The sequence below is a fragment of the Streptomyces sp. NPDC127068 genome (genome assembly GCF_042724695.1).
GTDB lineage: Bacteria > Actinomycetota > Actinomycetes > Streptomycetales > Streptomycetaceae > Streptomyces.
Map to the genome: position 1 here is coordinate 204809 of NZ_JBHXEN010000003.1, position 16903 is coordinate 221711.

General features: G+C 73.7%; 15 protein-coding genes. 8 read left to right on the top strand and 7 right to left on the bottom strand.

The annotated features are described in order from the left end of the window. Window positions 1-35 precede the first annotated feature (35 nt). Window positions 36-767, top strand: a complete 732-nt coding sequence (locus ACFWIA_RS02925) for a class F sortase (RefSeq protein WP_386999793.1) — start codon at window positions 36-38, stop codon at window positions 765-767. A gap of 83 nt (window positions 768-850) precedes the next feature. Here the strand turns inward: ACFWIA_RS02925 and ACFWIA_RS02930 are convergent, their stop codons facing one another. Next, the gene (locus ACFWIA_RS02930; RefSeq protein WP_386999795.1) at window positions 851-3268 is read right to left on the bottom strand and encodes an FtsX-like permease family protein; all 2418 of its coding nucleotides are present in this window, start codon (window positions 3266-3268) and stop codon (window positions 851-853) included. Further along, a complete protein-coding gene (locus tag ACFWIA_RS02935) occupies window positions 3262-4020 on the bottom strand; it encodes an ABC transporter ATP-binding protein (protein ID WP_386999796.1) in 759 nt (252 codons plus the stop codon). Before ACFWIA_RS02935 ends, ACFWIA_RS02930 begins: the two co-directional genes overlap by 7 nt. A gap of 134 nt (window positions 4021-4154) precedes the next feature. On the opposite strand from ACFWIA_RS02935, the gene ACFWIA_RS02940 reads away from it, so the two are divergent. The 4 genes from ACFWIA_RS02940 (at window position 4155) to argF (ending at window position 8628) form a co-directional block, all read left to right on the top strand. Next, the gene (locus ACFWIA_RS02940; RefSeq protein ID WP_386999798.1) at window positions 4155-5504 is read left to right on the top strand and encodes a sensor histidine kinase; all 1350 of its coding nucleotides are present in this window, start codon (window positions 4155-4157) and stop codon (window positions 5502-5504) included. Next, window positions 5471-6172 (top strand): response regulator, encoded by a 702-nt coding sequence (locus tag ACFWIA_RS02945; protein ID WP_386999800.1) that lies wholly within the window; start codon window positions 5471-5473, stop codon window positions 6170-6172. The genes ACFWIA_RS02940 and ACFWIA_RS02945 overlap by 34 nt, the downstream gene beginning before the upstream one ends. Before the next feature lie 100 nt (window positions 6173-6272). Further along, the gene (locus tag ACFWIA_RS02950) at window positions 6273-7514 is read left to right on the top strand and encodes an arginine deiminase (protein WP_386999802.1); all 1242 of its coding nucleotides are present in this window, start codon (window positions 6273-6275) and stop codon (window positions 7512-7514) included. A gap of 103 nt (window positions 7515-7617) precedes the next feature. Beyond that, on the top strand, window positions 7618-8628 hold the full coding sequence (gene argF / locus ACFWIA_RS02955; protein WP_386999804.1) for an ornithine carbamoyltransferase: 1011 nt from the start codon (window positions 7618-7620) through the stop codon (window positions 8626-8628). 77 nt (window positions 8629-8705) lie between these two features. On the opposite strand, the gene ACFWIA_RS02960 is transcribed toward argF, so the two are convergent. The 4 genes from ACFWIA_RS02960 to ACFWIA_RS02975 all read right to left on the bottom strand — a co-directional run bounded on the left by ACFWIA_RS02960 (window position 8706) and on the right by ACFWIA_RS02975 (window position 12271). Then, the gene (locus ACFWIA_RS02960; protein ID WP_386999806.1) at window positions 8706-9479 is read right to left on the bottom strand and encodes a S1 family peptidase; all 774 of its coding nucleotides are present in this window, start codon (window positions 9477-9479) and stop codon (window positions 8706-8708) included. Window positions 9480-9605: 126 nt separating this feature from the next. After that, complete coding sequence (locus ACFWIA_RS02965) at window positions 9606-10052, bottom strand: ATP-binding protein (protein WP_385488142.1); 447 nt, start codon at window positions 10050-10052, stop codon at window positions 9606-9608. Window positions 10053-10185: 133 nt separating this feature from the next. Then, window positions 10186-10992 (bottom strand): aminoglycoside N(3)-acetyltransferase, encoded by an 807-nt coding sequence (locus ACFWIA_RS02970; protein ID WP_386999807.1) that lies wholly within the window; start codon window positions 10990-10992, stop codon window positions 10186-10188. A gap of 61 nt (window positions 10993-11053) precedes the next feature. Then, window positions 11054-12271, bottom strand: coding sequence for a glycosyltransferase (locus ACFWIA_RS02975; protein WP_386999809.1), 1218 nt, complete (start codon window positions 12269-12271; stop codon window positions 11054-11056). A 428-nt stretch (window positions 12272-12699) separates the two neighbouring features. Between ACFWIA_RS02975 and ACFWIA_RS02980 the strand changes: the two genes are divergently transcribed. From ACFWIA_RS02980 to ACFWIA_RS02990, 3 genes are all read left to right on the top strand, one after another. Next, window positions 12700-14112 carry a family 2B encapsulin nanocompartment shell protein gene (locus tag ACFWIA_RS02980; protein ID WP_386999811.1) on the top strand — a complete coding sequence of 471 codons (1413 nt, stop codon included), beginning with the start codon at window positions 12700-12702 and terminating at the stop codon, window positions 14110-14112. A gap of 119 nt (window positions 14113-14231) precedes the next feature. Next, window positions 14232-15305 (top strand): family 2 encapsulin nanocompartment cargo protein terpene cyclase, encoded by a 1074-nt coding sequence (locus ACFWIA_RS02985; RefSeq protein WP_386999812.1) that lies wholly within the window; start codon window positions 14232-14234, stop codon window positions 15303-15305. A gap of 16 nt (window positions 15306-15321) precedes the next feature. After that, the gene (locus tag ACFWIA_RS02990) at window positions 15322-16200 is read left to right on the top strand and encodes a geranyl diphosphate 2-C-methyltransferase (RefSeq protein WP_386999814.1); all 879 of its coding nucleotides are present in this window, start codon (window positions 15322-15324) and stop codon (window positions 16198-16200) included. Window positions 16201-16267: 67 nt separating this feature from the next. Here ACFWIA_RS02990 and ACFWIA_RS02995 read toward each other — a convergent pair whose 3' ends face one another. Continuing rightward, window positions 16268-16810 carry a GNAT family N-acetyltransferase gene (locus ACFWIA_RS02995; protein ID WP_386999816.1) on the bottom strand — a complete coding sequence of 181 codons (543 nt, stop codon included), beginning with the start codon at window positions 16808-16810 and terminating at the stop codon, window positions 16268-16270. Window positions 16811-16903 lie beyond the last annotated feature (93 nt).

The following is a 16903-nucleotide window of genomic DNA, read 5'->3' on the forward strand; positions in this document are numbered from 1 at the left end:
GGCAAGAGCACGGGGCGAACGGAAGGAGACCCGGGATGGACCCGTACCCATGGAGGTCGACGCGCTACTCCGCCGAGGGCGAGGCGCTGCTCGCGGCGCTCGACGTCCACCGCAGGGCCGCCCGGGCCCGGGTCGATCGACGGCACCGGGTGGGGTGGTCCTCCCTCGCGCTCGCCGTGCTGGTCGGGGTGCGCCTGGTGCAGGGCGACCCGGTGGCGGGCCCGCCACAGCCGGCGCCCGCGGCGGCGGTCCGTCCCGCGCCGTCGGCCACGGCTTCGGCGGACGCGGCCCGGGCGGGCGCGGAACCCCTCGCCGTCGCCCGCCCGGCGCGGGTCCAGGTGCCGAGCATCCGGGTGGACGCCCCGCTGCTGGACGTCGGTTACGACCCGCAGGGACAGATCGAGGCGCCCGCGCCGACCCGGCCGGACACCGCGGGCTGGTTCAGCGAGGGCCTCACCCCGGGCGAGCGGGGCACCGCGGTGATCACCGGCCATGTGGACACCCGCACCGGCCCCGCCGTCTTCTACTCACTGGGCCTGCTCCGCCCGGGCGAAACCGTCGAGGTGCCCCGCGCCGACGGGCGCACCGCGGTGTTCACGGTCGACGGCGTCGAGACCTTCAAACGCGAGGGGTTCCCCGCCGAGCGCGTCTACGGCGACACCGGGCGCCCGGAGCTGCGCCTCATCACCTGCGGCGGCTCCTACGCGGGGGAGAGCGGCTACGACGCGAACGTGGTCGTCTTCGCCCACCTCACCGGCGTGCGCTGAGCAGCAACCTTCGGGTGTCGAGCAGGGGCCCGACCAGGCGCCGTCGGGCCTCACCGACGGGCCCGGACCGGCGCCGGCGAGGCTCACCGACGTGCGCCGAGCAGCGCCCGGCCCGTCGCCCACAGTGCCGTCAGCACGGCGACCGTCAGGTACCCGGCGCCCACCGCGGCGAGCGGCCCCCACGGGACGACCACCGGGGCCGGCGCCCCGACCAGCGCCAACGCCGCCGCCAGCGCCCCCAGGTGCACCGCCGCGACCAGCGCGCCCAGTACGGCCCCCGTGCCGACCAGTACCGCCGCCTCCCACCCGACGACCCGGAGCACCTGCCCCCGGGTCGCCCCCGCCAGCCGAAGGGCCCGGAGTTCCGGCAGTCGGTCCGCGGCGGCCATCAGCGTCGTGTTGGCCAGCGCCAGCGCCCCGTACAGCACCGCGATCCCCAGGACCAGCAGGAAACCGATCCGGGTGGCCCCGTTCGCGCGCGGAGCCAGCGCCCGCGCGTACGCCTCGCCCGTGCGGACCCGGCCGTCCCCCGCGGCCGTCCGCAGCGCCGCCGCGACCGCACCCGCCCGGGCCCCGGGCACCACCCGGACCTCGACGCGGTCCACCACGGCGCCCGGCGCGTTGGCCGGGGTGACGTACACGCCCTGGGAGCCGGTGCCGGTGCGCAGGACCGCCGCGATCCGCAGCCGCACCCGCTGACCGTCCGCCCGCCACACGGTGACGTGTTGCCCCACCCGGTGCTGCTGCCACTCCTCGTTGACGACGACGGACCCGTCGTCCAGGTCCCGCACGTCGCCCGCGGCGACCGGGAGCGTCGTGGTCGCCGCGAGGGCCGCGGGGTCGACGGCGCGCGCCTCGGACCGGATCAGCGCCGTGCCCTCCTCCAGTACGTGCAGCTCGCTCGTCGCGGACGGGGACACCACCGCGCCGGGCACCCGGGCGAGCGCCGCGACCCCGGCCCGGTCCACGCCCGTGACGACGAAGTCCGCCGTCGTCCGGCGTTCGACCTCCCGCGCCTTCGCCCCGTTCAGGGTGGCGGTCGTCCCGAGCAGGGTGCCGGTGAGCGCCACGGTCACCAGCACCGGGGACGCCACCGCGGCCCCGCGCCGGACCGCGGTGGACACGCCCGCCCGGACGAGTTCGCCGCCGGCCCCGGGCAGCCGTGCCGGCAGTCGGGTCAGGGCCCGGGCCACCGGACCCACCCAGCCGGGCGCCAACAGCGCCACCGCGACGATCAGCAGCGCGGGCCGGCTGGTGTACGTCTTGCGGTGCAACAGCTCGCCCGGTTCGGCGACCAGGGAGTACCCGAGGATTCCCAGCGCGGCCACCAGCAGGCCACCGCCCCACACCAGCCGGCCCCGGGTCAGCACCCCGTGGTCGACGGACGCCTCCCGCAACGCCTCGGCCGGGCCGGTGCGCCCCGCCCGCCAGGACGCCGCCGCCACCCCGGCGAGGGCCACCGCGAGCCCCGTCCAGAACGCCAGGTGGTAGGGCCAGCGGTCCGCGCCGATCCGGAAGCCCGCGGGCGCCGCCTGACGGGCCACCAGCAGGCGGGCCAGCAGCGGCGCCGCCCAGCCGCCGAGCAGACACCCCGCCGCCGAGGCGGTCCCCCCGACGAGCAGCCCCTCCGCGTACACCGTGCGCCGCACCTGACCCGGGGTCGCCCCCGCCGTGCGCAGCAACCCGAACTCCCGGCGTCGGCGGGCCACCGAGTACGCGAACGTCGACGCGACGACGAACACCGACACGAACCCGCAGACCCCGCCCGCCGTGCCGAGCAGCGCGACGAGTGCCGTGCGCGCCGCCCGCTCCCGTTCCGTACCGGGGTCCGCGATTCGCCGTTCGGTGCCCGTGAGGACCCGCACTCCCGGGTACCGGTCGTCGGCGACCACCGCGCGCACCGCCGCCGGCGGGGCGTCCACGACCACGTGGTCCCCGGCGGCGAACCGCGCCGCGTGCCGTTCGGTGAGGAACACGGCCCGCTCGAACGCGGTGGGGGCGGCGGCCGTCCCCACCACCCGCAGCACGCCCCGGTCGGTGTCGACCCGTTCGCCGGGCCGCGCCCAGCCGCCGGCCGCCACGGCCTCCCCGTCCCGCACCGGCGCCCGCCCCGCGGCCAGCCGGTACGAGGCGAAGGCGGCGGTCGACCACGGGTGGGCGAGGAGCTCACCGGCGCCCTCGGCCCGGACCGGGAACGTCCGGTCCACCACCGTGGGGCCCAGCTCCGCCAGCTCCCGCAGCAGGGCGCGCGGCACCGCCCGCGGCCCGCTCCACCTGCCCTCGCGGGGTCCGGCGGGGGTGTCCACCCGGAGGGTGTCCGCACCCCGCACCAGCACCGGTGCCGTCGCGAACCGCTCCGGCTGCCGCTCCGGGGTCCGGGTCGCCGAGGCCAGGGCCAGGCCCATCGCGGTGAGCACCCCGACGCCCAGCGCCAGCGCCAGGAAGCCCCCGAGGAAGGTGACCAGCCGGTCGCGCAGTCCGCACCACGTCACGCTCAGCACGTCGCCGCCCCCACCCGGGCCTCCAGCGCGGTCATCCGTCGGGCGACCTCCTCGGCGTTCGGCGCGGTCACCTCTCCGGCGAGCGCCCCGTCCACCAGGAACACCACTCGGTCGGCGCGGGCGGCGGCCGTCGGATCGTGGGTCACCATGACGACGGTCCGCCGCTCCTCGTCCACCAACTCCCGCAGCAGGGTCAGCACCCCGCGGCCCGCGACGGTGTCGAGCGCGCCGGTCGGCTCGTCCCCGAACACCACCGAGGGGCGGGTGATCAGGGCCCGGGCCACCGCGACCCGCTGCTGCTGACCGCCCGACAACTGGGCGGGACGGTGCCGGGCCCGGTCCGCCAGCCCCACCCGGGCCAGCGCCTCCCGCACCCGGGCCCGGCCGGGACGGCGGCCCGCCAACCGCAGCGGCAGCGCCACGTTCTGCTCGGCCGTCAGCGACGGCAACAGGTTGAAGGACTGGAACACGAACCCGATCCGCTCCCGCCGCAGCAGGGTCAGCCGCCGCTCACCGAGCCCCGTCAGCTCGGCCCCGTCGAGGACCACCGACCCCGAGGTCGGCCGGTCGAGCCCGGCCGCGCACTGGAGCAGCGTCGACTTCCCCGACCCGGAGGGGCCCATGACCGCCGTGAAGGTGCCCCGCCCGAAGGAGAGGGACACTCCGTCCAGGGCCGTCACCGGGGTGCCGCCGCGGCCGTGCGGCCGGTGCACCCGGGTCACCGCAGTCAGTCTGATCACCTTGTCGTCCATGCCGTCCACTCCACCGCCCCGGACCCCGCCGGGTCAGCGGGGCCCGGTGGAGAACCGGGGTAGGGCCTGCCCCACCCCCGGACCTCCACCCAGCGCCCTGGGCCGGCCGAGGACGCCCGCCTACCGTGGGAACCATGCGCAGCGAACCGAGACGGCACCCCGCCGCCGCTCCCCTCCCACCCGGGCCCGGCACGGGCCTGCGCGAGGCCCTGGGTTCCCCCCGCCGCCTGCGCTACCTGCGCACCGGTTGGCCCTGGCGGTCGGTCGGCTACCTCCTGACCGGCGCTCTGCTGGGACCCGTCCTCCTGGCGGCGCTCCTGGTCACCGCCGCGGCCGGGCTCGCCCTCGCCCCGGTGCTCCTCGGACTGCCGCTGTTGGCCTCGCTCGTGCTCCTCGGGCTGCCGTTCGCCCGGTTCGAACGGTGGCGGCTGCGCCTGGTCCGGCACACCGCGACCGATCCGCACCGACGGGTCACCGCGCCGGGGCCCGGTGCCTGGGCCCGGGTCCGCTTCCGGGAACCGGTCACCTGGCGGGAGTTCGGGTACGCGGGGCTCACCGCGCTCCTGCTGTGGCCGTTGGAGGCGCTGGCGGTGGCCTTCGCCCTGGGCGCGCCCCTGACCCTGGTCGCCGCGCCGGCCCTGATGGCGACCGTCGGCGGCGGCGAGGAGGTCCGGGTGCTCAAGCTGTGGCTCGTCACCTCCTGGCCGCTGGCCTGCGCGTGCGCGGCCCTCGGGACCATCCTGATCGCCCCCGGACTGTACGTGCTCGGCTGGCTCGCCGAGGTGCGCGCCGGCATCGCCCGGGCCCTGCTCGGCCCGCGGGACAGCACGGCCGAGCGGACCGTGCGGGAGCTGAGCCGCTCCCGGGTCCGCCTGGTCGACGCCTTCGACGCCGAACGGCGCCGGATCGAACGGGACCTGCACGACGGGGCGCAACAACGGCTCGTCGCCCTGACGATGGCCCTGGGCCTCGCCCGCCTCGACGCCCCGCCGGGACCGCTCGCCGACACCCTGGCCCGCGCCCACGACGAGGCCGGACGGGTCCTCGCCGAACTGCGCGAACTCATCCACGACATCCATCCGAAGGTCCTCACCGACTTCGGTCTGGAGGCCGCCGTCCAGGACGCCGCCGACCGTTCGCCGGTGCCCGTCGACGTCGCCACCGCACTGCCGGGCCGACTCCCCGGGCCGGTGGAGGCCGCCGCCTACTTCGTCACCCGGGAGGCCCTGGTCAACGTCGCCCGGCACAGCGGCGCCCACCGGGCCAAGGTCACCGTCCGGCACGCCGCCGGAACGCTGGTCCTGGAGGTCGACGACGACGGCCGCGGCGGCGCCGACCCGGCGGTCGGCAGCGGACTGACCGGACTCGGCGACCGGGTGTCGGCACTGGATGGCACACTCACCCTGTCCAGCCCACCGGGCGGACCGACCCTGCTGCGCGTGGAGATCCCTTGCCGACCGACCGAGCGGACCCGTCCCACCTGACGGCCGGGGCCGGTGCGCCCCGGCCGCTGCGGGTGGTCCTCGCCGAGGACAGCGTCCTGCTGCGCGAGGGACTCGTCGGCCTGCTCACCCGCTTCGGGCACGAGACGGTGGCCGCCGTCGGGGACGCCGCCGCGCTGACCGTTGCCGTCGCGGACACGGACCCGGACGTCGTCGTCACCGACGTGCGGATGCCACCCGACTTCGAGGACGAAGGGCTGCGGGCCGCCGTGGCCCTGCGCCGCGCCCGGCCCACCCTGCCGGTCCTCGTGCTGAGCCAGTACGTGCAACGGGCCTACGCGGCCGACCTCCTCGACTCGGGCGACGGCACGGGCGTCGGCTACCTCCTCAAGGACCGGATCGGCCAGGTCGAACAGTTCCTCGACGCCTTGCGCGCGGTCGCGGACGGCGGCACCGTCGTCGACCCGGAGGTGGTCCGCCAACTGCTGCGCCGCCGCCGCGATCCCCTACGGCGACTGACTCCGCGCGAACGGGAGGTGCTGGGCCTGGTCGCCGAGGGACGCTCCAACAGCGCCATCGCCCGGGAACTCGTCGTCTCCGACGCGGCCGTGGTCAAGCACATCGGCAGCATCCTCGCCAAGCTGGACCTGCCGCCCGCGGGCGACACCCACCGCCGGGTCCTCGCCGTCCTCGCGTACCTGCGGTCCTGACCCGGCCGCGGCCGGCGCCGCGGCCTTCGCGGTCGCGCGGCGCGCCGGCGGGAAGGCGCACTCGCGTCGTGCGGCTGCGGATTCGGGGAAGGTAGACGCCATGGGATTCCACGTTGACTCCGAGACCGGGCGGCTGCGCCGCGTCATACTGCACCGGCCCGACCTGGAGCTGAAGCGGTTGACCCCCAGCAACAAGGACGCCCTCCTCTTCGACGACGTGCTGTGGGTGCGCCGGGCCCGTCAGGAGCACGACGGGTTCGCGGACGTGCTGCGGGACCGCGGGGTGACGGTCCACCTCTTCGGCGATCTGCTCACCGAGGTGCTGGACGTGCCTGAGGCCCGTGCGCTGGTCCTGGACCGGGTCTTCGAGGAGAAGGAGTACGGTCCGCTCGCCACCGGCCACCTACGGGCCGCCTTCGCGGGGCTGCCCGCGCCCCAGCTGTGCGAGGCGCTGGTCGGCGGCATGACCAAGCGGGAGTTCCTGGAGGGCCACGCCGAACCCACCTCCGTCCGCTTCCACGCCATGGAGCTGGACGACTTCCTGCTCGGCCCGCTGCCCAACCACCTGTTCACCCGGGACACCTCCGCCTGGATCTACGACGGCGTGTCCATCAACGCGATGCGCTGGCCGGCCCGCCGCCGCGAGACCGTGCACTTCGAGGCGATCTACCGGCACCACCCGCTGTTCGCCGCGGAGTCGGCGGGACCGTTCAACGTCTGGTCCGAGGGGCTGGCCGACTACCCGTCCACCATCGAGGGCGGTGACGTCCTGGTGATCGGCAACGGCGCGGTCCTCATCGGGATGAGCGAGCGGACCACGCCCCAGGCAGTGGAGATGCTCGCCCACAAACTGTTCGCGGCCGGGTCCGCGCGGACCATCGTCGCGCTCGACATGCCCAAGCGGCGCGCCTTCATGCACCTGGACACGGTGATGACGATGGTCGACGGTGACACGTTCACGCAGTACGCCGGGCTCGGCATGCTCCGCTCGTACACGATCGAGCCCGGTGTCGACGTGCGGGAGCTGAAGGTCACCGACCATCCGCCGGAGCACATGCACCGGGCCGTCGCCGCGGCCCTCGGCCTCAGCGAGATCAGGGTGCTCACCGCCACCCAGGACGTGCGCGCGGCGGAGCGGGAGCAGTGGGACGACGGCTGCAACGTCCTCGCCGTGGAACCGGGGGTGGTCATCGCCTACGAACGCAACGCCACCACCAACACCCATCTGCGCAAACAGGGCATCGAGGTGATCGAGATCCCGGGGAGCGAGCTGGGGCGCGGTCGGGGCGGGCCGCGGTGCATGAGCTGCCCGGTGGAGCGGGAGGCCGTGGGCACCGGCTGAACGCCGACCCCGGGAACGGCCTGAAGCAGCCTTGCATAGAAATGTTGTCTATCGTATAGACTTCCAAACTTCCCGACCGACGTTCTCGCCCCTGGAGCCCCGCATGGTGACTGTCCCGTCCGGTTTCACCGGCCGCCACTTCCTCAAGGAGCTGGACTTCACCGCCGACGAGTTCAAGGCCCTGGTGGTCCTCGCGGCCGAACTGAAGGCGGCCAAGAAGTCGCGCACCGAGACCCCCCTGCTGCGCGGCCGGAACATCGCCCTCATCTTCGAGAAGACCTCCACCCGGACCCGCTGCGCCTTCGAGGTCGCCGCCGCCGACCAGGGAGCCAGCACCACCTACCTCGACCCCTCCGGCTCCCAGATGGGCCACAAGGAGTCGGTCAGGGACACCGCCCGGGTGCTGGGCCGGATGTACGACGCGATCGAGTACCGGGGCGACAGCCAGCCCGCGGTCGAGGAATTGGCGGCCTTCGCGGGCGTCCCCGTCTACAACGGGCTCACCGACGACTGGCACCCCACCCAGATGCTCGCGGACGTCCTCACCATGACCGAACACTGCGTCAAGCCCCTCGACGGGACCTCCTTCGCCTACCTCGGCGACGCCCGGTTCAACATGGGCAACTCCTACCTGATCACCGGGGCGCTGCTCGGCATGGACGTCCGGATCGTGGCCCCCGAGGCGTACTGGCCCGACCGCGGCGTGGTGGACCGGGCCCGTGCGCTGGCCGAGAAGAGCGGCGCCACCCTCACCCTCACCGAGGACGTCACCGAGGGCGTGCGCGGAGCGGACTTCGTCGCCACCGACGTCTGGGTGTCGATGGGGGAGCCCAAGGAGGTCTGGGCCGAGCGGATCGCCGCCCTCGGCCCGTACGCCGTGACCCTGGAGGTGCTCCAGGCCACCGGCAACCCGGACGTGCGGTTCCTGCACTGCCTGCCGGCCTTCCACGACCTGGGCACCCGGGTCGGCCGCGAGATCCACGAGACGTACGGCCTGGAGTCACTGGAGGTCACCGACGAGGTCTTCGAGTCCCCGTACTCCGTCGTCTTCGACGAGGCCGAGAACCGACTGCACACCATCAAGGCCGTCCTGGTGGCCACCCTCGCCGACTGACCCGGGGCGGGAGCGGGGACGGGGAGCAGAGGCGGGGAGCGGGGGCGGGATCGGCGCCCGCCCCCACTCCCTCCGGGTCAGGAGGTGGACAGGCCCAGGTCCGCCGCGACGGCGCTGACCCGGGTGAACACCGAGTCGGGGTGCACGTCGTCGCAGTACTTGTTGCCGGTGGAGACGATGCCGATCACCTTGCCGCCGGCGATCAGCGGGCCGCCCGAGTCACCGCGGCAGATGCTGTCCTTGGTGCCCGCGGTGGGCGCCCCGCACACCGTCAGCGCCCGGGTGTCGGTGGGACCGGTGAACGGCTCGCAGGTCTTGATGGACGCCAGCTTGAGCACCGCCGACTTGAGCCGGGTCGCCGAGGTGTCCCGCGCGGTCTGCCCCCAACCCACCGTCGTCGCGGTCTTCCCCAGCGCGTACAGCGCGTTGTCCCGCGGACCCGCCACCGGCAGCGACCGGTACGGCATCCGCGCCGACAGCGTCAACACGGCCGCGTCCCGGCCGAGGAAACCGTCGTACTGCGGGTGCAGCGTCACGTCGGCCACCCCGCGGACCGTGCCGTTGGTGGCGGCGAGGGTGGTGCGCCCGCCGACGACCTTCAGCTTGCGGGCCGCGTCGACGTCCTTGACGCAGTGCGCCGCGGTCAGCACCTTGGTGGGCGCCACGAGGGTGCCGCCGCACACGTGTTGACCGCCCGCGGTCCTCAGCTGCATGGCGTACGGGTGGGTGCCGGTCGTGGCGTTCTTCCCGCCGTGGATGGCGCTGGCCGGCGCCGCGGTGACCGTGAGGCCCGCAGCCATGAGCGCGGACGCGGCGAGTACGGTGGCGGCGCTCCTGGTGGAACTGGACATGGAATCCCCCTCTGGACGTGGGCGCGGCGTGATCCACCGCGCCTTCCGTACAGCAGGACGGGGAGTTCGGCGGGGGCGTTCCCCCCGAAGGAGGGAGTTCTCCGCGGTCCGCCGGGGGGGAAGTGCTCAGTGGGCGTGGCGGGGCCGGGGCACGGCGGAGAGGGTGAACCACACGGCCTTGCCGGACTCGGTGGCCCGGTGTCCGCACGCCGAACTGAGGGCCCGGATCAGCAGCAGGCCCCGCCCGTGCTCCTGCCAGGGGTCGGGCGGCTCCGGAAGCGCGGGGCGGGTCAGACTGCCGGGGGGACACGGATCGGGGTCGTGCACCTCGACCTGACAGCCACCGGGCAGCAGCGCCACGACCAACTCGATCGGTTCGTCGCCCGAGGTGTGCTCGACGGCGTTCGCCACCAGTTCCGCCGTGAGCAGTTCGGCCGTGTCGCAGTCGGCGGTGTCCCGGGTGTCGGCCGCGTCGGCGAGCGCCGTCCGCACCAGCGCGCGCGCCACCGGCACCGCCGCGGTGGAGTGGGGCAGCGCGATGCGCCAGGAGGCGGGGGCGGATGACTCGTGCAAGGCGGGTCCGTTCGGGGCGCAGATGGTCCGGCCGTCAACTTCATGAATGGTACGGGGTGACCCCCGTCCGCCGAACGCCGGGCGAAGCCCGCACCTCCGCCCCTGGTCACACCCCCTGCCGACGCCGGCACGGTCACCCGCCGGGGCGCGGCCGGTGCTCGATCAGCCAGGACTCGGCGTAGGCGACGGCGTCGGCCAGGTCGAACAGCCGGGCCCGCGCACCGCCCACTGCGCCCCGCACCACGGGCCGGGCCCGCTCGAAGGCCGCCCCCAGCTCGTCGAAACGGTCCGCCGAGACCGCGGTGTCGCGCACCGTGGACCACGCCCGGCCCCGCGGGGTCATCACCGCGAAGGAGTTGTCCTCCTGCGGCGCGGGAATCCGGTACTCGGCCAGGTGGAACGCCGTACAGGAGGAGAAGTCCGCGCCCAGCAGCAGGACCCGCGCCCCCGCCTCCTCCAACCGGGCGAGCGGGCTGCGCTCACCGAACCGGCAGTCGAGCGCATGGCCGTCCACGAGCGCCCCGGCGCGCGGGCCCACGGCGGCGAAGGAGGTCTGCGGATGGGAACTGCGCACGACGCCGGGCCAGTTGCGGACGGTCTCCGGGATCACCCCGACCCCGAAGACGGGCGTGCTGCGCGCGTCGAAGGCCGGCATCGTGGCCCGGATGTCCGCCCACCACGCTTCGGGAGCCGGCGGGTTCTCCCAGTCGGCCGGATCGGAGTTGTCGCCGGTGTGCGTGGGCACCACCAGCGTCCCGTCACCGCCCAGCACGTCGAGCAGCGCCCCCACCACCACACCGGGACCCCCGCAGACCCAGCCGAGCGAACTGAGCGACGCATGCAGGAGGAGGGTCCCGCCCGGGGCGAGACCCAGGGCCCGCAGGTCGGCGGCGAGTGAATCACGCGTGCACAGGGGGCCGGTCAAGGGCTTCACGGACATGGACGCCCACTGTTCCGGAACGGGTGCCGCCGCGCCAACGGGTTTCCGCGGGCGATCCGGGTCAGCCGGCGATCCGCTCCAGATCGCCGACCGCGCGCTCGGCCTCGGGGAGGGTCAGCATCGCCAGCCGGGCCCGACGGGCGCGGGCCGAGACCTCCGCGTCCGCCAGCACGGCCCGGCAGACCCGTGCGATGCCCTCCGGCGTGGCCTCGTCGACCCGCCGGCCGAGCCCCAGTTCCCCCACCCGCTCGGCGTTCGAGAACTGGTCGCCGAACTGCGGGAGCACGGCCATCGGCGTGCCGGTGCGCAGCGCTTCCCGGACGCTGTTGAACCCGCCGTGGGTGAGGAAGAGGTCGACGGACTCCAGCAGCAGCGGCTGCGGCAGGAACTCGACCAGCCGCACGTGCGGCGGCAGTTCCCCCGCTTCCACCGGCAGGCCCACCGAGGCCACGATCACGGTGCAGTCCTCCAGCAGGGCCGCCGCCCGGGTGATCGACCGCATCGTCTCCGCGGGGTGGGGCATCGGGAACGGCAACCGACCGGACCCCCGCCCCTGTGACTCCCGCAGCAGATGGGGGAGCGCGGTGCCGAGCGCGGCGAAGACCAGGGGCCGGTCCACGGGGAGGTCGACCACCCACGGGGGCAGCGCCAGCCCGCGACCCACGGTCAGTGTCTGCCGGTACGCGAGGGACGTGGGGAGGTGCCGGGCGAAGGAGTACCCGGCCGGTACGTAGTCGACCCGCCCGTACGGGACCAAGGACAGCGGGTCGTCCTGGACCGGCAACCCGTTCTCGGCGCGCAGTTCGTTGAGCCCGGGCAACAGGTCCACCGGGTCGAGGACGTTGCTCGCCCCCGAAGGCGTCGGCAGCTGCGGCACGCTCAGCTGCTCCGAGGTCAGCACGCTACTCATGTCCATGCCGTCGCGGAGGATCAGGTCCGGCCGGAAGTCCTCGACGACCGGTCGCAGCGCCGCGTGCATCTCCCGTGCGCTCGTCCCGGTCAACGCGCCGGCCAACACGCGCCCCATCAGGCGTTGCCGTTCGGCTTCGTCCAGGTCCTTGCGTGCGGCGATTTCGAACAGGCGCGGTGTCTCGTGGTACCCGGGCACCTGGTCCGCCAGGCACTCCACCACCCGGACCCGCTCGTGGGCGAAGACGGAGGCGAGCGGCGGCGTGGTCGCCACCAGTACCTGGTGTCCCGCCGTGACGAGCGCCCCCACCAGGGGCAGTTGGGCACGGCCGTGCGACGGACTGCCCGTCGTCGTCACCAGAACGCGCACGAAGAAGCCACACCCCTCTCCCCGGTACCGGAACCCCCTGACCACACCGGACGGAGCGCCGCGCACCGAACGTACGGTCACGCCCCCCACCGGTCAACGGCACCCGACGGCTTCCGGACAACCCCCGGGCACCGACCGGCCTCGACGGCACCCACGGCCGGAGGGGCGGGAGACCCCTCAGGGGTTCACCCCTACCGATCGGGCGCGTGACGGGTCTCGGCTCGGATAAACGTCTCATGCGACAAGTTCACTTCATCGAGCGAGTGATCACGCCTCTCAATGGCCCAGGTGGCGGGCCTGCGCCTACGGTTCTCCTGGTTCGGGACGCCCCCACTGCGCCCCACTTCCGCATCCACTTCCCCGCCGCGCCTCCGCTCCGCCGTGCGCGTGTACCGCAATGCCCGACCTCCTGAAGGAGAGCCCTGCCCGTGACCGTGGAGACCAGCCAGGAAGCGCCCGGAGAGCCGCGCCCCCAGAGCAGCCTCAGTACCGCGGCGGCCCGCAATCTCGCCACCACGACCAAGTCCGTCCCGCAGATGCAGGAGATCACCTCCCGCTGGCTGCTCAGGCTGCTCCCGTGGGTGCAGGTCTCCGGCGGCGCCTACCGCGTGAACCGCCGGCTGACCTACGCGGTCGGCGACGGCCGGATCGAATTCATCCAGGACGGGGCCGAAGTCCGGGTCATCCCGCAGGAACTCGGTGAATTGGCGCTGCTCCGCGGCTTCGAGGACGAGGCCGTGCTGGCCGCCCTCGCGGGCCGGTGCGTCCAACGCGACTTCCGTGCGGGCGAGGTGCTCGCCGAGCGCGGTGCCCCCGCCGAGCGCATCCACCTGGTCGCCCACGGTCGGATCGAGAAGATCGCCACCGGCCCGTACGGCGACGAGAACGTGACCGGCGTGGTCGCGGACGGCGACCGGTTCGGCCAGGACGCGCTGCTCGACCCGGACGCCGTCTGGGAGTACACCGCCGTCGCCAGGACCGCCGGCACCCTGCTCACCCTCTCCCGCGCCGACTTCGACTCCGTGAGCGCCGGATCACCGTCCCTCCAGGCGCACCTGAACGAGTTCCGCGCCCTGTCGGAACACCGGCAGAACCAGCGGGGCGAGGCGGAGATCGCGATGTCCGCCGGCCACAGCGGCGAGGTCGAACTCCCCGGCGCCTTCGTGGACTACGAGCTCAACCCCCGGGAGTACGAACTCTCCCTCGCGCAGACCGTACTGAAGGTCCACACCCGCGTCGCCGACCTCTACAACCAGCCGATGAACCAGACGGAGCAGCAACTGCGGCTCACGGTGGAGGCGTTGCGCGAGCGCCAGGAGTACGAGCTGATCAACAACCGTGAGTTCGGGTTGCTCCACAACGCGGCCTTCAGCCAGCGGATCCAGCCCCACTCCGGCCCGCCGACCCCGGACGACCTCGACGAACTGCTCTGCCGCCGCCGCGGTTCCAAGTTCTTCTTCGCCCACCCCCGGGCCATCGCCGCGATCGGCCGGGAGTTCAACTCCCGCGGCCTCTACCCCGACCACGTCGACGTCGGCGGCCAGCAGGTTCCCGCCTGGCGCGGGGTGCCGATCCTGCCGTGCAACAAGATCCCGATCAGCAAGGAGAACACCACCTCGATCCTGGTGATGCGGACCGGCGAGGAGAACCAGGGCGTGATCGGGCTCAACCCGACCGGTCTCCCGGACGAGTACGAGCCCGGCGTCTCCGTGCGGTTCATGGGCATCGACGAGCAGGCGATCATCTCCTACCTGGTCACCACCTACTTCTCCGCCGCGGTCCTGGTGCCCGACGCGCTCGGCGTGCTGGAGAACGTGCAGATCGCCCGTACCGGCGCCTGAGTCCGTCCGCCCGGCCGCCCCGGACCCGGCGGCGGTCGGGCCACGAGTCGCAGCGCCGGGCTCCGGCCCCCGCCGGCACCCCCGACAGAGCACTTCACGCGAGGAGTAGTGGTGCGACCATGAGCACCGATGCGCTGAACCGGATTCTGCGCGGCCCGACCGGTCTGGGCACGTCGGGGCTGCACCCGGCACGGCGCACGGCACCGGCCGACGGGGGCCGCCCCGTTCCGGGCCTGTACCACCATCCCGTACCGGAGCCCGACCCCGTGCGCACCGCGGAGGTCAGCCGTCGGATCAAGGAATGGGCGATCGGGGAGATCGAGCTGTACCCGCCCGAATGGGAGGAGGAGTTCGACGGCTTCGGCGTCGGGCGCTACATGACCGTCTGCCACCCCGACGCCCCGACCGCCGACCACGTGATGATCGCCGCCCGGCTGATGGTGGCCGAGAACGCGGTCGACGACTGCTACTGCGAGGACCACGGCGGCTCGCCCGTCGGACTCGGCGGCCGGCTGCTGCTGGCCCACACGGTGCTCGACCCGCTGCACACCGCAGGCGAGTACGCACCGGCGTGGGAGGGGTCACGCGGGGCGGACGCGCCCCGGCGCGCCTACCACTCCGCGATGGAGCACTTCCTCCGGGCGGCCACGCCCTCCCAGGCGGACCGCTTCCGGCACGACATGGCCCGACTGCACCTCGGGTACCTCGCCGAAGCGGCCTGGGACCAGACCGACCACGTCCCCGAGGTGTGGGAGTACCTGGCGATGCGCCAGTTCAACAACTTCCGCCCCTGCCCCACCATCACCGACACCGTCGGAGGCTACGAACTCCCGGCGGACCTGCACGCCCGGCCGGAGCTCCAACGGGTGATCGCGCTCGCCTCCAACGCCACCACCATCGTGAACGACCTCTACTCCTACACCAAGGAACTCGACAGTCCGGGCCGGCACCTGAACCTGCCCGTGGTGATCGCCGAACGCGAGGAACGCACCGAGAAGGACGCCTACCTCAAGGCGGTCGAGGTCCACAACGAGCTGATGCACGCGTTCGAGGCCGAATCGGCCGCCCTCGCCGCGGCCTGCCCCCTGCCCACCCTGGTGCGCTTCCTGCGCGGCGTCGCCGTGTGGGTCGACGGCAACCACCACTGGCACCAGAACAACACCTACCGCTACAGCTTGCCGGACTTCTGGTGAGGAAGGAACACCGTCTGTGACCACGCCCGAACTGACCACCCCCCGCGAGAGCCTCGTCTCCGCGCCCGCGACGCCCTACCAGGGCGACATCGCCCGCTACTGGAACCACGAGGCCAGGCCCGTCAACCTACGGCTCGGTGACGTCGACGGCCTCTACCACCACCACTACGGCATCGGCGACGTCGACCGCGCCGCCCTCGGCGACCCCGGCGCACCCGGGTACGAGCAGCGTCTGATCGCCGAACTGCACCGACTGGAGTCCGCCCAGGCCGAAGTGCTGCTGGACCACCTCGGCCCGGTCCAGCGGGACGACATAGTCGTGGACGCCGGCTGCGGCCGGGGCGGCTCGATGGTCATGGCGCACCAGCGCTTCGGCTGCCGGGTCGAAGGGGTCACCCTCTCGGCCAAGCAGGCCGACTTCGCCAACGGACGCGCCCGCGAACTCGACTACGAGGGGTCCGTACGGGCCCGCGTCTGCAACATGCTGGACACGCCCTTCGAGACCGGGCAGGCCGCGGCCTCCTGGAACAACGAGTCCAGCATGTACGTCGACCTGCACGACCTGTTCGCCGAACACGCGCGGATCCTCGCCCCCGGCGGCCGTTACGTCACCATCACGGGTTGCTGGAACCCGGTCTACGGGCAGCCGTCCAAGTGGGTCTCGCAGATCAACGCGCACTTCGAGTGCAACATCCACTCCCGCCGGGAGTACCTGCGCGCCATGGCCGACAACCGTCTCGTCCCGCAGGCCGTGGTGGACCTGACGGAGGCGACCCTGCCGTACTGGGAGCTGAGGGCCACCTCCTCACTGGTCACCGGGATCGAGGAGGCGTTCATCAACTCCTACCGGGACGGCTCGTTCCAGTACCTGCTGATCGCCGCGGACCGCGTCTGACCCCACGCCCCGGCGTGCACCCCCGACCGCCCCGCTGGCACGCGGGTCGGGCGGGGGTGCGGCGGCGTCACGGGCGGCGCAACCCCCAGGTCTGCAAGGCGTAGGACCGCCCCTTGTCCTCGCCCGTGATCAGGGGAACGTCGAGCAGTGCGAAGCCCGCCCGCTCGGCGACGGCGACGCTGGCGGCGTTCTCGGCCTCCAGCTCCAGGATGACCTGCTCCACCCCCAACTGCTCGAAGGCGTACGCGGCCATCACCCGTACCGCCCGTGCCGCCAGGCCCTGGCCGCGGTGGGCGGGGCCGACCGCGTACCCGATCTCCGTACCTTCGGGGGCCCGCCGCACCATCACCTCGCCGAGCGGTGCGCCGCCGTCGACCGTGAGGGCGAGCAGGAGGGCCGTGCCCTCCGCCCGCAGCCGCCGGCTCCGGTCCAGCCGTGCCCGGGCGGCCGCTGCGTCGAAGGGCGAGACGATCGGCGTCCAGTACGCGATGTCGGGGTGGTCGAACAGTTCCGGCATCGCGGCCAGGTCCGACTCCGTCCACGGACGGAGGACGAGCCCTTCCCCCGAGAGCGCGATCTGCTCGGGGAAGGGCGACGTGATGCTGCTCATGGCGGGATCTCCAGTCGGGGGAAGTGTGTCGTGCGGATCGCCCAGGTCTGACCAGGGCTGAGTTCCCCGACGCGCTGTTCGGTCCCACGGGTT

What these genes read in the sequence shown, in the direction of transcription:
- ACFWIA_RS02925 (WP_386999793.1), top strand. Translation starts at nt 36, where the DNA reads ATGGACCCGTACCCATGGAGGTCGACGCGCTACTCCGCCGAGGGCGAG.
- ACFWIA_RS02935 (WP_386999796.1), bottom strand. Translation starts at nt 4,020, where the DNA reads ATGGACGACAAGGTGATCAGACTGACTGCGGTGACCCGGGTGCACCGG.
- ACFWIA_RS02940 (WP_386999798.1), top strand. Translation starts at nt 4,155, where the DNA reads ATGCGCAGCGAACCGAGACGGCACCCCGCCGCCGCTCCCCTCCCACCC.
- ACFWIA_RS02950 (WP_386999802.1), top strand. Translation starts at nt 6,273, where the DNA reads ATGGGATTCCACGTTGACTCCGAGACCGGGCGGCTGCGCCGCGTCATA.
- argF (WP_386999804.1), top strand. Translation starts at nt 7,618, where the DNA reads ATGGTGACTGTCCCGTCCGGTTTCACCGGCCGCCACTTCCTCAAGGAG.
- ACFWIA_RS02960 (WP_386999806.1), bottom strand. Translation starts at nt 9,479, where the DNA reads ATGTCCAGTTCCACCAGGAGCGCCGCCACCGTACTCGCCGCGTCCGCG.
- ACFWIA_RS02970 (WP_386999807.1), bottom strand. Translation starts at nt 10,992, where the DNA reads ATGTCCGTGAAGCCCTTGACCGGCCCCCTGTGCACGCGTGATTCACTC.
- ACFWIA_RS02985 (WP_386999812.1), top strand. Translation starts at nt 14,232, where the DNA reads ATGAGCACCGATGCGCTGAACCGGATTCTGCGCGGCCCGACCGGTCTG.
- ACFWIA_RS02995 (WP_386999816.1), bottom strand. Translation starts at nt 16,810, where the DNA reads ATGAGCAGCATCACGTCGCCCTTCCCCGAGCAGATCGCGCTCTCGGGG.